Origin of the sequence: Shewanella sp. SW32, assembly GCF_025653365.1 — a bacterium.
In the GTDB taxonomy this organism is placed as follows: Bacteria; Pseudomonadota; Gammaproteobacteria; order Enterobacterales; family Shewanellaceae; genus Shewanella; species Shewanella oncorhynchi.
The window spans coordinates 88,690-104,981 of sequence record NZ_JAKKSJ010000007.1 but is presented as its reverse complement, the minus strand read 5'-3'; the positions used below and the strand labels follow the sequence as shown (position 1 = coordinate 104,981).

Genomic DNA, 16,292 nt, shown 5'->3' with positions numbered 1-16,292 from the left:
TGTATCCTCAGTCCACTGTGGTGGCGCGTTATTGAGAAGGTGCGAATATTTGGGTGTCTCTGAAAAACAAAGGTATCTCAATATGAAAAATCTAATTTCAACTCCAACAACATTACTCTCTAACGATCAGCTTTCTCAATTGATGTTCTATTTTAATGACCAATATAGAGCAGGTACGCCTGTGATCTCCGATGCGGCATTTGATTTCATCTATATGCCAGCCTTAAAAGCTCGTTTGCCTGAACATCCATTGATCACCAAAGTGCAACCTGAAGCATTCAATGCAGTTAGTAGCAATGGCCGCTACAAACATACCAAACCAATGCTTTCGACTCAAAAAGCCTATGAACAACATGATATCCAGTCTTTCGTCGAACGCTGCAAGAACGCGGCTGATGCACTTGGGATCACTGATGAACTTCTCTATCGAGTCAGCCCTAAGCTAGACGGTCTAGCGGCATCTTATATTAGCGCCGATGAAGAAATTTATTCGCGGGGGGACGGGTTCGAAGGTAACAGCATAACTCACTTGTATCGAAACGGTTTGAAGTTAGTCGGTGATAGCAATAAAAACAACATCGGTGAGGTGGTTGTGATGCAAGACTATTTTGAAAAGGTACTCAAAGCTAAGGGGTTTGCTCACCCACGTAACTTTGTCGCAGGACTCGCTAACAGTAACACTTTAAGCGATATTGGTTTAAATGCGTTAAAAGACGGGGCGATACATTTAGCGTTCTTTGACTCCATCGACTGCCCATCTGTAACCGGCAGCGAACTTATTAATAATTTAGACTCATATTGTGACCAAGCGCGAAATGGCTCACCTTATTTAACCGATGGCACCGTTATCGAAGTTACAAACGAAGCCGTTAAGCAAAAATTAGGTCACAACAATCATCATCATTTGTGGCAAATCGCTCGAAAGTCAGTTGGTGAAACCGCAGAAGTAGAGGTAATTGGTATCGAATGGCAGGTTGGGCGAAACAAAATCACCCCTGTTATCCAGATTGTACCAACTTGGATCAGTGGAGCGACAATCAGCAAGCTCTCTGGCCATCACGCAGGATATGTTCAAGCTAACGGAATAGGGAAGGGGGCTTTGCTAGAGGTGGTAAGATCTGGTGAAATCATCCCATCTGCCAAATCTGTGATCTCAAATGTTGTAGCTGAGATACCAACAGAATGCCCTTGCTGCAAAACACCTGTGGTATGGAAAAATGACTTCATAGTATGCACGAATGATAACTGCACTGAGCGCCAAGTCAGCTCGATTGAATATCACTTTCAGTTAGTGCAAGCAGATCTATTCGGTCGACAATCAGTACGTAAAATTGTAGAAGGAGGTTTTAACACGATTGTTTCCGTTTACTCAATGACCGAGCAATGCCTATTAACTTGTGGCTTTGGGGCAGGGCAAGCGGCTAACCTGATCGCAGAGATTAATCGCATTAAAGCAACGCCTGTCCCCGATTATCTTGTACTTGCATCAATTGGTATTCACGCCTGCGGTAGAGGCTCCAGCAAGCGTATTTTAAAGCATGTGCGCTTGGCCGATATCCGTGAACTAAGCAGCCAGCAATTAAAAGCCATAGAGGGCTTTGGTGACGCCACATCGGTATCCATCTGCAACGGAATACAGCAAAATGCCAGTCAGTTAGCATTCATAACAAACGTGCTTAACGTGACTGATTCCATTATTCCTTCTACCGCTGAAGCCTCGAAAAATGGAGCTTTGCCTCTAATTGGCTTGAATCTTGTATTCACAGGCAAAATGGAAAGCAACCGGGATGATATGAGCGCGAATGCAGAAAAACTCGGGGCGAACGTGCAATCCAGCGTTGGTAAAAACACAAATTATCTGGTTATCGGGCAAAATGTAGGTCAAACAAAACTGAAAGCCGCAACGGATAAAGGCGTTAAAATAATTACTGAATCTGAATATCGGAACATGATAGCTGCATAATTGTATATTATTAATGAAGCTCCCTACAAAGCTGTTTGTGGGGCACTTATTTTGAGGTAAATCATGCCGTTCAATCTTAAAAATGCGTCTATCACATTGACCATCTGCTGTATTGCTTCGTTGATTTTTGACGTAGACGCCAAGTTAAGCCTATTCCCAGTTATTATATTGATTTATTTATTTAATCTTTACATTTCAAGTAAATATCTGCTTAGGGTGGATCGTATGCCCAACATTATTGACCGCATCAAATTAGTGTCATTCTCTTTGAGCCTACTGTCGTTATTGATCACGCTAGTTTTTGTTAATGCGGAGGTCTTCATTTACCCAAACGTATTGCTTACTATATCCATGGTTATGTTTTTAATTTCCTATTTATGGGGCTTATACACGATGAATAAGCAACTTTGGCAATTAAAGAGTTTTTCGGATAATTCCAAGCTCACTTTCGGAATTCACGACTCAACAATCACCCCTCATTTTAGTGGTTCTTCTAAAAACCTTATAAGTGCAATTCGGGCATTCGGAGAATTGCTTAAGACCTGTAAAAAAAATGATAATGACTACGTAATAAAGCTCAAATCCCCTCTACTCAATAATGCCAAATTCAAGAAATTACTCTTTGCGTTGGTCTTGAAAAACAACGCTAATTTCGTGGAGACGGAAATCAAGATCATTTCCGAAAAAAATGTGTCAATTAATATCATTTTTCAAATTGCATATTGGCTTACCTTTATAGGCAGGGTTCAACTAACCCCTTCAGAATTATGGAAAACTGCATCATCCAACTGGACTGAAATTGAGTTATCCATATCACCAGTTGCCGATTATTAGACTTGGCATATTGTGAACTTATCTACACAAGAAAAAGGCACAAACCAATGGACTTCTTTATTCCTCAAAACATGCTCAATCGACCAATCAATATCTTGTTAATTGGGGCAGGGGGGTCTGGTTCTCAAATTGCTACTGAGTTATTTCAGATGGATGCGCTATTTCGGCAGGTATCAAATCAAGAAATCTACATTAACTTAACGCTTGTGGATGGGGATGATGTGTCCATCTTTAATGTGGGGCGTCAGTGCTTCTATCTTGGTGATGTGGGTTTCAACAAAGCTGATGTGCTTATTAATCGCTTTAACAATTTTGGAGGTACAAACTGGAAGTCTATTCCCCAATATTTAGATCCCAAACTTAAAGACTTCGTTAATACGGATATAGTGATTACCGCAGTAGATAGAGCTAAATTTAGAGTCGAACTAGGTAACATATTCAACAAGTCTAATGCTAAATCTGACTTGTTGTGGCTAGACGTAGGAAACGGAAAAAACGATGGACAAATCATTCTTGGTCACGCTTATAAAATGATTAACAGCAACGGTATCAGACTTCCGAATGTTTACGATCTTTATTCATCAGCCTTAGAACAGGTCGATGACACAAGCGAAGATACCCCTTCATGCTCAACCGAAATGGCATTACAAAAGCAGGACTTTGGTGTAAACCGAGCCGTTTCAGCACAAGCAACACAATTAATTTGGCAATTAGTGCGATACGCCAAGGTGTCACATCATGGCGCATTCGTTGATGTAGCTTCCGCGACTGTGCAACCAATGAAGATTGATCCACAACTTTGGGCTGTTTACGGTTATGTGGTTGAACAATGAACACAAACCTTCAAATAGAAATGGCTCACAAGGCCGCAGAATGAGGCGCTATAGACTTTGGCTACTCTGACTTTGCATAGTAATAAAAGTGGTAATGAACCCGCTAAACAAGCGGTGGGAGCTGCCTTAGACAAAGCCCTAGTAGATTATCTACCAAATGAGCCTGTTTTTTTGCTTTGTATCTAAAAATTACATATTTTCCTTTCTTTGTTCAGGGTACGTGTGGCATTTGCGGAGTAATGTCCACATATCCTGAACATCCTTGTGGTTATGTGTGTCACTGCGAAGCAATGTCCTGAAATTGATATTCTTACTTGTGCTATTCCTTTCATTTATAAATTTTATACGGCTTAACATTTTCGGCTGGTTGCGCCTTGATAGAAGAGTGCAATGATTAATTCGTCAATCAGTTACCGCATCGAGATTTATGAACACCGCCATCGAATATCAATATCTATCCAGCCATGATCATGGCAAATACGAGACAACCGTTGCTCGCGTCCAAAAGCTATTCCTCGATGGTTGGCGTGTAGTGTTAGGACTTTCAGGCAAAGACAGCATTGCGACCTCAGTATGTGTAATTGAGGGGCTTAAACGCGCTCGGGCGATGAATGCCGATGTTGGCCCGCTTTATGTTGTTACTACTGATACGACTATTGAAAATGTAGTGCTTCATGACTACATGCTTACGTTGCATGAAGATATATATGCGTATGCCATCGAAAATGACCTTCCCATCGAATGCCGGGTACTCAAACCTGCTCTTAGCTCTCAACCACTCGTTGAGTACATTGGCCGAGGAAAACTACTGAGAACCCCAGAAACGTCCTCAAAGTCGCGAGATTGCGCATACTCATGGAAAATTATGCCCCTCAAAACATTTCTAACCGATTTAGTAAAAAAACATCAAACTGAAAAAATATGCTCAGTATCGGGTTCGCGTGATGATGAAAGTTTAAAGAGGGCTGCGAGCCTAGCAAAACGGCATGAAACTGAGTTCGCACCCGTAATGAGTGAACTTGGCTGGACTATGGCACCAATAAAAAATTGGACTCTCAACGATGTGTGGCAGTTGTTCTCTAATATCGATGATGGTGATATAGAAAGTTACTCTGACCATTTCGACCAGTTGAAAAAACACTATTCTGCCGGAAACGGCGGAGTGTGTGATTTATTTGCAGGCAAGTCGATCAACGCTGCTGCTAAAAAATGCGGGGCGAGACATGGCTGCTTTCTGTGCTGCCAAACAAAACGAGATACTTCACTTGAAAATCAGATAAGTATTGATCCAAAGACATACGGATTTATGAAGCCTCTCAACGAACTCCGTACATATATGCTTAACACTCTATTTGATTATAACCATCGAAGCACCCTTGGCCGTAAGCTGACAAATGAGGGTTATATAAAAGTAGGGCTGAATCAATACAACCTCACGTATCGCATGAATCTCCTGCGATACGTGCTTTCGATTCAAGCTGACGCATACGAACTTAATGGTAATCATATTATTGATTTGATTGATTATCGTGAACTATTAGCCATTCAATATCACTGGAGTAGAGAAGGGGGAGAGCCAGAACCCGGCATGGCCCTGAAAATCTGGCATGAAGTAGTAAATGAAGGTGTACGGCATTTCATCCCCGAAACAACTTACACTGGGCAAACACCTACCCCAGAGTACCGCTATTTTCCGTTAATAAAATTCGTAGAAAGTAATCAGCCAGTGGGATTGGACGACGATGGGCTTGATGGTAAATTCAAATCCCTTACCAGAATGTTTAAAAAAAACGGCGAGTCACATAGAGTTATTCGCTATACCGAGTCACCATCATTCGATGTCGTGACCGCCGATGCAAAAGCGATGGTATTTGTCGAAGATTTCTATATAGAACTTGTGGAAGATGGCCACTTAACAGCGAAATGCCCCACGGTTATGCTAAAACATTTGCTTGAATCCGGCGTTGTAACTGTCGCTAAAGGCACTATTGGGCGTGTTCACGATGATGCGCGAAGAGCTCAAGCCTTAAATAGCTTACGAGCAACGTTGGATGTATCAATACCTGACGCAATCATGTTGCTGTCAGTATCAGAGCGCCAAATGCATTTAGAGATTGCCTCTCGAGTTGCTGAAGATAACCCTCAACAGACCTTGTTTTGAGGCTGTTCATAATTCTGTGTCAGTTTAATTTCACAGACCAATATGGTTTTCTAAACGCCCCTCAAAATGGATTGAGAGCTGTGATAGCGTCAAACTCCAGTTTTGAATGGGGTTGGTCCTGCACTCAGAGGTCTTCAATATAATCGCGTAAAGCAGCTTGAATAAACTGTTCTCGTTAGCAAAACCACCTTTGGTTTAGTTAACCTTCTGAATTGCCTATGTACCGCTTCAATCGCATTAGTTGTGTAAATGGTGCTGCAAACATAGTCGATGTATTTGAAATACATCGATATCAGCGCCTACTTGGAGGCCATTAAATCTTCTGTTTAAGCTGTATTTAGCTTATTGGCAATTAATCTGAGTCGGCGGATCTGCTTATTGCCAATTAATGTGAGCCCAGTTTGACGGATGTAATCGCGCCGAAGGGATTATGTGTGCAATCCGCTACAGATAGCCACCCAAATCTATTTGCTTCCTCTTAATTGCGCTTATAGGACATTAAAATTGCTAATCTTGAGGTTTTTGCCGCGTTTTTTCTAACTTATCTATCATTATATCTTTATTTTTTATAATATTTTTCATTTCTCCCAATGTTTCGCTTAATCTTCTGACTTCATTTTGAGCAATTTGTTCGTCTGTTTCGCTGCGCTCCAGCTGTATTAAGAGATCTTTATTTGTTTTATTTGCCTCAACAAGCATGGCTCTCATATTTTCTTCATTTTTACTCAACGCTTCATATTGTCTTACTGTGACAGCAAACATTTCTTCTTTGGCAGCAATTTTTTCATTGGCCACAGCTAAGTTCTGTGCTTCTTTCTGGAAATCCCTGCTTAACGCGACAAGTTCATTTTCCAGCTTCGTTATCCTTTCCTTGCCCTGTCCCTCAATTTCCTTGATTCTTGCTTTTACATCACTGACCAATTCACCATTACTTTCAATTTTCAATTGCGCCTTAGCCAGTTCGGTACGCTGAGTTTCGCACACATCCCGTAGTTCTTTATTGTTACTAGTCAACGTTGATATTTGTTGTTGTAGTTGCTCAACCACCAACACCTTTTCATTGATCAACCTGGACTCTTGTTCTTGGAGCTGGTGCTGTAGCTTCTCGATAGCAGACAGCTTACTATTTTCCTGCTGTTCTAACTGATTTTTAAACTCTCTAGTCAGATTATGGATTTCAGCTTGTAACTCCTTAATTTCCGATTCACCTTTATCAGCGCGTGTTTTCTGCACGTTTCTTTCACGCTCAATGGCTTCTAAGTTACCTATTGCGGCGTCTCTATCTTCCGTCAGTTCACTAATTTTCTCTGCATACTCATTTTTGGCCTCCGAATGGAAGCGGTTAATTTCTGTCAAAAAAGCATCTTGAAATTGAGTACTAAAACCAAATGACTCAAATAGCTTGTCCTTGCTGGCCCTTAGCTCTTCTTGCCACTCTTTATGATATTTGTGAATTGTCGACGTGCTGCTAACACTTGGAAGCAGATCAAGAACAGTGCGGATTTTGGGTTTAATACTTTGAGAATGAAGCTGATAGCAAATTTTGAAGACTTGTTCACGGATAGATTGTGATTGTTCGTCTGTTGATATCTGTTGGTTCATGGCACTTATCCGCACTAATTCTGAATGTGTTCTGATTATAAGATAACCATCCCTAACTCTCAACGAACATTGTTCGACAAAAATCGAACATATATATAGCCATTGATATTTATCTAATCAACTGAAAAATATAATTATATTTTTTAATGCTGTCGAACATATTTAAGTTTTGTTCGCTAATACATGCTTAAACCTCTCAGTTGCGGCTTTCTATTGCCATGTTTTCATAGGAACTAGAAGCGATAACGAAAGGGTCAGATTGATGGAAGCGGTTAGCACAATTGAGTATGTTGGCGGGCAAACAGGGTTCTTCTTCGGGGACGAGGAGGCATTACACAGCTTTATTAAGCAAACACAACAGAACAAAAAGTTATCTTTGCGAGTTCAGGTCCAAGCCAATGATTTTTTTCATCACTTCCAAGTCTCAAAAATTGGTGAGGTCACACGCTATAACTTAAACGTTGCAGCCATTAAGACCCTCAAGGCATTAAATGAGGTTAACGCCGAGGCTACCCATGCAGAACAACTCTCCATGGCAAAATATGTGGGGTGGGGTGGTTGCGCTAAAGTTTTCGATCTTAATGATGCTAAATGGACTAAGCGCCACCAGCAGTTAAAAGGCTTACTATCCGCGAAAGAATGGACCGCAGCCCAAGCTTCAACACTTTCATCTTTTTACACGCCAGACTTTCTCTCTCATGCTATTTATAAGGGTTTACAAACTGCAGGACTACAAACAGGGACTTTTTTAGATACCTCAGCAGGGGTAGGCGGTTTAATCCGCACTATGCCGGAATCCCTTTACCGTTCAATGGATGTAAATCTAGTTGAACAAGACGAGATATCGGCCAACATCTTGGAAAAACTTTATCCAACGGCACGAATTCAAAATACTGGGTTTGAGAATGCTAACTTCAATAAGCCTATGTCGCTTATTTTTCATAACCCGCCCTTTGGACAAGCGCCAATATTCGACCGTAACAACAAAGACTTTAGCGGCTTGTCACTACATAACTATTTTCTCACTAAATCAGTTTCTTTACTCGCTAAAAAAGGTTGGATGGTCGCTATCGTTTCTCGCGCTTTCATGGATGCCAAGCAATCTAAAAGCCGTGAGTTGGTCGGAAAATATGCTTCCCTGAAAGCCGCTGTCCGTCTTCCAAAACAGGTGTTTGAAGTCGCGACTGGGGCTAACGCTACCGTTGACATATTGATTTTTGAACAAGGGGCCGAGTCAACAAACGCAGCGTGGTTAAATGCTGTGAACGTGCAAGATGCCAACGGTAAATATTATCAAATCAATCAATATTTCATAGAAAACCCTGAGAAAATCAAAGGTGAAATGCAGGTACTTAATGATTTTCAAGGTAATAACGTGCATTGCATCGGTGATAGCGATTTTGAAACTGTAACCATTCAAGCTATAGCTGACCTATTTAGCAATCTAACCTTTAACGGTCAAACCCTCTTTACAACCCAAGAAGCGGTTAAGTCGGTTACGGCATCAATGAATGAAACTCACGGAGCAAGAGAGGGCTCTTTTGCGATTGGCTCAGACAATGAGATCTACAAACTTACTAATGAAACTTGGCAGATAACCGATTTCACAGGTACAGCAAAGGCACGTTTAACGGCTCTTTGCGGCATTAGACACACACTAATGAGCCTGCTTGATGCAGAACAAGCAGATCACCATCAGAGCGAACTAGATAGCCTAAGAAGCGAAATGAATCAGCGTTACGATGCATTTGTAAAAACCTTTGGATTTATTCACGATGCTGTTAATCAACGAGTCGCAAAGCTCGACCCGACTAACTATAACCTCTTATCTCTAGAAGTTAGCTATAACGCTGGCTTGACCAAATCAGCCGCTAAAAAGCTAGGTGTGAGCGCTATTAGTCCATCCGCCAAAAAGGCCGAGATTTTTACCCAGCGAGTGCTTACACCTTGGATTAAGCCTACTCATGCAGACTCAGTTGAAGATGCGTTGATCGCATCGACGAACGTATTTGGTAAACTCGATATTCAGTATTGTGCCGATCTGCTTGGTATTACCCCAAACGAGTTTATTAATCGTGCTAACGGCGAGCTAATATTTTTGGATGCTCAAGTGTGGGTGACTAAAAATGTGTACTTATCCGGTGATGTAAAAACCAAGTTAAGCCAAATTCCATTGTTACCTTATGACGCGGATACTAAAGCCCGTTATGAGTCAGCCTTAGATGCAGTTATTCCGCTTGATGTGCCTTTTGAAAATATCAAAGTCAATCTTGGCGCTAATTGGGTTCCAGCGATTGTCTATCAAGAATTCGTAATGCTTCTATGTGATGGAAAAGATCATAGCCACACCAAAATAGCCATGGCCTATGCCGCTAGTTCATGGAATGTAGAGTTATTGGGAATACCGTATCAACTGGAAACCCGCTTAGGCTCGAATTCTGCATATCGCTTTAGTCGTTTGCTGCCTTGCCTCATGAACGGCAAGCCTACTCAGGTTACGTTTAAAGATGAAAATGGCCGTCGAGTTGTCGATAAACAAGCCTCGCTTGAAAATGAGATTAATGGCGAAAAAATTATAGGGGAGTGGGATAGCTTCTTACTCTCTCGACTAGATATTCAAGAAAAACTATCAACTATTTACAACGAGAAATTTAACCGTTACGCGCCTTTATCGGCGGCGGGTAACACCATTACTCTGCCCGATTCAAATAGGGCTATCACATTACGCCAGCACCAATTAAATGCCGTTTATCGTGCTATCACCGAAGGACGTTTATTGATCGCGCACGAAGTTGGGGCTGGCAAAACCTTTACAATTAGCGCTATCGTTCACGAATGCCTTAGATTAGGACTTAAACAACGCGCTATTTTAGTTGTGCCAAACCACTTAACGAGTCAGTTTGCAGCAGGTTACTTACAACTTTACCCACAAGACCAAATCACGGTTTTAAACCCTGACGACCTTAGCCCGTCTTGTCGTAATGCAACATTGTTACGCTTAAAAACCGGAAGTCAGATCATCATCTGCCCCGAGAGCTCTTTTGCTGCTATCCCTGTCGATGAATACATAGAACAAATGGTAATAGAATCTGAAATCAGCAAGCTAGAAGAAGCACTATTTTCACTAACCAAAGAGAACGGCGCTCGATTTACCGTTAAAAACATTGAGAATAAAAAGGCTAAATTAAAAGCGCGACTAGAAGAACTCGCCAATGATAACCGCAAGAAAGGCTTGTCAATAAGTGATCTAGGTGTAGACCTGCTTATTTTGGATGAAGCGCATTACATCAAAAATCTAGCGTATGAATCCAGCAGATTAACGAATGTAAGGGGCTGCGGTAATCCTGTGGGTTCGAAAAGGGCGTTCGACTGGTTTTTGAAAATACAATCGTTGAAACGTGACAATGAAAATGGTCTTGGCGTTATCTTTTCTACGGGGACGCCGATCTCTAATACGCTACTAGAGGCTTACACGTTTTTACGTTATCTCAACGAGGAAGGGCTTGCAGAACAAGGTATAGAATCAATTGATGATTTTGTCTCTATTTATGCCACTGTCAGTAGTGATTTCGAAGTATCGCCAAGCGGTGATTTCAAGTCTGTCACCCGCTTGCGCAAATTCAACAACATACCTCAATTGAAATCCCTGTGGTCTACTATCGCTGATTCTGTTAATGAAAGAGAATTAGCGCAATTCTTGCCTAAACTGTCCTTTAAAGGTCAGGTTTATAGCTCAATTCCACCATTAACAGGAGGGAAAGCGCGTCAGATCATCGTTGATGCTACACAGGCACAAGAAAATTTTTCAAAATCATTGGTTAAACGGGCCAAATGTTTTGCCTCTAGTCCTATTGATAATGACAACATGCTTTTAGTCATGTCTGATGCCAAGAAAAGCTCAATCGATATGCGCTTGCTAGATAAATCAGTCTCCACAAGCGAAAGTGGTCACAAAATCAAAACCGCTATTGCTATTACTGCGGAAAAATATCATGCAACAACTGATGTTAGCGGTACCCAAATCTTGTTCCTCGATATCGGTGTTCCAAATAACGATGGTCGTCATTGCGTGTATGATGATATTCGTAATGGTCTAATTAGTGCTGGCGTGAAGGGCAACGAGATCGCCTACGCCCAATCCTACAAAACCCCGCTACAAAAAGCAGAACTGTACGCAAAATTAAACGCTGGGATCATTCGCGTTATTATTGCGTCAACGAATACGCTAGGATGCGGCGCAAATGTTAACCAACGCTTAGTTGGTATAACGATTCTCGATGCCCCATATCGTCCCGCTGACCTCACTCAGCGTTTGGGCCGCGGAATTCGCCAAGGAAACAAGCTTTACCTTGCAAATCTCGATACCTTTACACTGGATGTAACCTACATAGCGACCAGAAATAGTCTTGACTGCTTTCTTTTTCAAACGCTTGAAAACAAGCAAAAATTCATATCTGACTTTAATTCATCATCAACTATCGTTAGTAATGAATCCGTTGATCTATCATCTGCCGAGTTAACGTTTGCAGAGCTAAAGGCAGAGACTAGCGGATCACCGCTTGTTCTTGAAATGGTCACTCTCACAAAGACCATTCAACGCTTAGAAGCGCAAAGACACGCCTTTATCCGTAACCAGCGAGACGCAACATTAAACATTGAACGCATTCAATCAAACCTTGCTCGTAACCAAGAATTAGTAACCGCCTTGCTGCTCGATAAAAACAGCGGATGTCATGTGGCCCAAACACCCGAATCATTTATCTATCGTAATGCTCATGATGTTTGCTTGTACACGTTCAAAGAGGCTACGACAGAAATTAACACAATGATTAGACCACTTGCAGATTCGATTAATAATGGTTTTTATCGTGACTCTAAAGTGAATTTAGGCGAGTTCGCAGGGTTCAAGGTTGCAGTTACAACCGTTGGCCGCACTATGACACTTTCTGTCACTGGATCTGCTACCTATCGTTTTAATCTTGACGTAAGCAAACCTTCATCACTTGGTAAGCAAGTATTGGTGACTATCAATAGTTTCATAACCCAAGTTGACCGCCATATTGAACGTTTTGCTGCGAATGTCACTAACAACCAAGCATCACTAGAAGTAGCCGAAAGTGCGATTAACGCTACTTTTGAAGAACTAGATCAACTGATCGAGTGCAAACAACGCATGATTGAATTGAAATCATTGATAAGCAATTTAGAAAACGAGCCAGAAACCATTGAAAATAAAGATGAAATCATTATTGATGTGGCCGCATAAGGTAGGTAAAGATGAAATTCACACAACATTTTAGCGCCAAAATCAAAGACTACCTTAATACTTGGTCGTTGGATTTACTAAACTGTAATGGTCAGTTTTATGTTTGCCAACATACAGCGGGTAAAGCAAATAAAATGCTGCTCAACGGGAGCAAATCACTTTCTACCGCATTATCTATGATCAAAACGGTCACATCCGAGCCTTTCGTTTCTGTTGTCGTAGAAAAACAATTGGATTTACCTTTGCCTGCAAGAGCTCGCGTATCGTTCGTTCGGCCAGAGCTGACCCAATGCGTGATAGTCGGTATTCAAAAAGACGGCTACACACTGGCTGTTATCCGTGAAGATCTTAGTTTGTCTAATGCTAATGTCATTGATGGATTATTTACATCAACATTGGCTGATTTACGCTTATTCGATGTTGTTCAGGCTAGTATATGCAAGAAAACTATTCAATTTAACGAGTAACCGAGATAGAACTAATGACAACGGTTTTCCCGCCGAGCATTTCCAATGTTTTTCTATAACAATAAATATCTACCCGTTCATCAATAATATTCTGTGACAATCTACTTACTCAGTGATCCTCAATCGGCAGGAGGAGTGCCGGGCAAGAGAGCATTACTCGGTAGCCCGTTTTGAGGATGCGCTTAATCTAAAAGTCCAAGTAATCAATTGTGACGAGCCCATGCAATACCCTTTATTTGACACTACGCCCCAAATTCGAGCGCCTCTGCAAATACCAGCAGGTGATGATTGGCAAGGGCAGTTGCAGAACATCGAAACAAATAGGAAACAAATAACGCTTATCAACGATGATAACCTTTCAAATCTGTATCGATCGGGTGCATCTTCAAAATCAGATCTGATCGGCCTTATCAATGCCAATGTGCCTATATGCGTCAATATGCTCGATACTTCTGCATTGGGGCGAGAATTGTTGATTAAGTACGCTAATCGCAACGGGCAACTGCTACTTGATTCTGGGGCATTCAGGGTTTTTAAATATAATCTAAAGCATGAGCTAAGTAACACATTGGATTTTCAGCGAGTATTTGAGCGTTACGCAGAAATAATAAATGGCTGTTTTTATGCTGGTACAGTTATCTTTGTGGCTCCTGATGTTGTGGGCGAACAAGCTCATTCATTGTCATTATTGCTGAAATACATTGAGCAGATTAAGCAGCTGTTAGCTGAGGGCGCATCGATTATGATACCTCTTCAAAATGGCCCTAAAACGCTAACAGAGTGCTATGACTTCGCTCTATCGGTCATTCCAGTTCAATACCATCATCAAATAGTGATTGGTTTGCCATCGAACGCTGAAGCGCTTTCAGCTAGCAAGATCATTTCCTTTTTGAAACTCACACAGCCAATTCGCGTACATTTTCTTGGTTCGTCAGAATCTCAGCTTGTACACCATGCAAAATATGTAAGCCCTGGCACTGAGTTATCATGTGACTCGACTCGGCTACGAAAACTGGTAGGGGAGGGTAAAATATTGACCACCATGCAAAGATCCATCGTGGACACGGCTATCGAATCTGTGTGGTCAGGGGCTAATGTTCCTTATCTTGAAGAGTCTGGTATTGGGTATGATTTCACCGAGTTTTTAGGCAACTTAGATGACTTCGTTTCCCATTGTTCTAACAACGAGCTAAAACGATTAGCGGTAACCTTTGGTTGTTCTACGACCGATTTAAAAATCGCTTGTGACAACGATGATTTACATGAATACCTCGATAGCCTTAATTTCGGCTACGCGGATTTAAGCTATCATCTGCTATATCAGTTTCACGAAGCAGAGTGCCGCCGCCTTTTAAGCCCCAAGATTCGCCAATATTCTGTAACAACACTCGCAAAATTGGGTGTAATTTGACGGGATAGTTGTGCGATTCATTGACTATGAGATACTGTAATTGTTCTCAGGTAAATCAACAGGTGTCTATAATGAAAGGTTTTTTATTATTTATTGGGTGTATCGTTATTGGCTTCATGACATCATCAGTGAAATTTGCGTTATTATTAATCGTTATTTTGATAATTATGTCTATCGTCAAAGCGTGTAAATCTGATAAACCAGCACCTACGAAATTAACGCGAAGAAATAACCAATTTTATGGCGAAAAAAGTCTTTTCCATGAAGATAAATTTGACCCACTTCATCATTTTGATCCAGACAGTGGTATTTTCTAGGAAGATTGTTATGTACAAAATAAAATCATTTGGTAAAGATTCTATTGCAATTTCCGCGCGTGAAGTCATTGACACTTTGAACGCTCGCTATCAGGGTTAGTCAGTAGCAATACATATTAAAAATCCTTCTGCTATGACCCATGTTTTTTTTGTCGACGTAGCTCCTGACGGGACTGTCACCGATTCTTACACTAAGTTGCCGATTACTGTTGAATTCCTTCTATCAAATGAAGCGTTGAATAATAAAGATTCATACTAGCCACTTAAAATGTGTCAGGATAAGGAAGTATCACAGCATTAAAGTATCCTAGCCGGAAAAGGATAAGTATTAATTACAAGCCCAATTCAATATGATAATTGACCAGCGTGGTAAATCGGTATTCTGCACTATTCAGAATATTTATATCGGACGCTTTCACGGCTGCGATGTACTTCTCAACATAGGCCAGATACATTGAAGTGATATGATTCTCTTTACCAACCAGCTTTTTACCTGACGCTTTCGTTCTCAAAACGAACACATCAGCACTGACATGCTGAGCACTCTTAATCAGCATTGCCTTGGAATAGTCCAACCCCATCCCTTTAACACCCTTAACCTTTGAGACTTCTAGAATGAAACTCGCCTTGTGCAGAATGTTTGAGCGTACAGGGATAGCGAAGGTTAACCCCTCACTGATCTTGATCTGAACAATGCCGTGACCTCTAATTTTATCACCCGTAAACCACATTTGGGCTTTCATATCGAAATCGAGAGCTTGTGTAAGTACCGGATTATCGGTGTAAAAAGATGTAGCTAGCTTTTTGAGTTCCATTTCTTTCGCCTAAAACAAAAAAACCTCGACAGTAGTCGAGGTTTTTAGGGTAGTTAATACAAGGAATTTAGGTTTTTTACGTGGGGATGTTCCTACCGCCACAAAAATAACAGGAATTTAGGTTTTTTACGTGGGGATGTTCCTACCGCCACTAACTACATGCTTAGTATCAATCAAAGACTTGCAGATGTCAAATACGAGTTAGGTCTTTAGAAGTACCGTTAAGAACAAAATACAGCAGAGGTTATAATTCATTTCGGGGTAAAAACGAGTCAAAACAGGTGGTAACGAAGGACATTACCGCCTTTTTAGTATGATTCTTTATACTCAAAACCCTATAACCCGGTCTTTAATGCAGGTGCAGAACCGAGAACACTCGCAACGCTTTACCACATTTCTGCAACAGGCGGTAAAGAAGCCACTTATGTTTACCAGTTTGTTGCAAAAAAGCGGAAATCCTGCAAAAACTTACCAGCAAGATCCCCGCATGTTTACCATTCTGCCGCAATGCTTTACCCCTGAATTACTGGGCGAGTATGAATCTTTATTACTCAGTATCAAACTTAATACTGAGTATGAGACTGATTCCTCCCCCACAACATCGGAATCGACAAAGAATCAAT

At 41.2% G+C, this 16,292-nt stretch carries 10 protein-coding genes and 1 pseudogene; 8 read left to right on the top strand and 3 right to left on the bottom strand.

Annotation, left to right across the window (positions count from 1 at the left end):
* Window positions 1-49: 49 nt before the first annotated feature.
* The 4 genes from L5M28_RS05780 to L5M28_RS05765 all read left to right on the top strand — a co-directional run bounded on the left by L5M28_RS05780 (window position 50) and on the right by L5M28_RS05765 (window position 5,791).
* Window positions 50-1,963: a BRCT domain-containing protein gene (locus tag L5M28_RS05780; protein ID WP_263185303.1), complete on the top strand. Its 1,914-nt coding sequence runs from the start codon at window positions 50-52 to the stop codon at window positions 1,961-1,963.
* Window positions 1,964-2,356: 393 nt separating this feature from the next.
* Entirely contained in the window at window positions 2,357-2,797 is a 441-nt protein-coding gene (locus L5M28_RS05775) for a hypothetical protein (protein ID WP_263185304.1), read from the top strand.
* 47 nt (window positions 2,798-2,844) lie between these two features.
* Entirely contained in the window at window positions 2,845-3,630 is a 786-nt protein-coding gene (locus L5M28_RS05770; RefSeq protein ID WP_263185305.1) for a PRTRC system ThiF family protein, read from the top strand.
* Between the two features lie 427 nt (window positions 3,631-4,057).
* A complete protein-coding gene (locus tag L5M28_RS05765) occupies window positions 4,058-5,791 on the top strand; it encodes a phosphoadenosine phosphosulfate reductase family protein (protein ID WP_263185306.1) in 1,734 nt (577 codons plus the stop codon).
* 30 nt (window positions 5,792-5,821) lie between these two features.
* Here the strand turns inward: L5M28_RS05765 and L5M28_RS05760 are convergent.
* Both L5M28_RS05760 and L5M28_RS05755 read right to left on the bottom strand, forming a co-directional pair.
* Window positions 5,822-6,090: pseudogene (locus tag L5M28_RS05760) on the bottom strand (transposase); the annotation flags it as partial.
* Window positions 6,091-6,298: 208 nt separating this feature from the next.
* Window positions 6,299-7,393 (bottom strand): DNA-binding protein, encoded by a 1,095-nt coding sequence (locus tag L5M28_RS05755; RefSeq protein WP_263185307.1) that lies wholly within the window; start codon window positions 7,391-7,393, stop codon window positions 6,299-6,301.
* A gap of 262 nt (window positions 7,394-7,655) precedes the next feature.
* Between L5M28_RS05755 and L5M28_RS05750 the strand changes: the two genes are divergently transcribed.
* From L5M28_RS05750 to L5M28_RS05735, 4 genes are all read left to right on the top strand, one after another.
* Complete coding sequence (locus L5M28_RS05750) at window positions 7,656-12,659, top strand: DEAD/DEAH box helicase family protein (protein ID WP_263202709.1); 5,004 nt, start codon at window positions 7,656-7,658, stop codon at window positions 12,657-12,659.
* 11 nt (window positions 12,660-12,670) lie between these two features.
* Window positions 12,671-13,126, top strand: a complete 456-nt coding sequence (locus L5M28_RS05745; protein WP_263185309.1) for a hypothetical protein — start codon at window positions 12,671-12,673, stop codon at window positions 13,124-13,126.
* 220 nt (window positions 13,127-13,346) lie between these two features.
* On the top strand, window positions 13,347-14,537 hold the full coding sequence (locus tag L5M28_RS05740; protein ID WP_263185310.1) for a hypothetical protein: 1,191 nt from the start codon (window positions 13,347-13,349) through the stop codon (window positions 14,535-14,537).
* A gap of 71 nt (window positions 14,538-14,608) precedes the next feature.
* Entirely contained in the window at window positions 14,609-14,854 is a 246-nt protein-coding gene (locus L5M28_RS05735) for a hypothetical protein (RefSeq protein ID WP_263185311.1), read from the top strand.
* A 332-nt stretch (window positions 14,855-15,186) separates the two neighbouring features.
* On the opposite strand, the gene tenpIN is transcribed toward L5M28_RS05735, so the two are convergent.
* Window positions 15,187-15,669, bottom strand: coding sequence for a type III toxin-antitoxin system TenpIN family toxin (tenpIN, locus tag L5M28_RS05730; RefSeq protein ID WP_263185312.1), 483 nt, complete (start codon window positions 15,667-15,669; stop codon window positions 15,187-15,189).
* Window positions 15,670-16,292 lie beyond the last annotated feature (623 nt).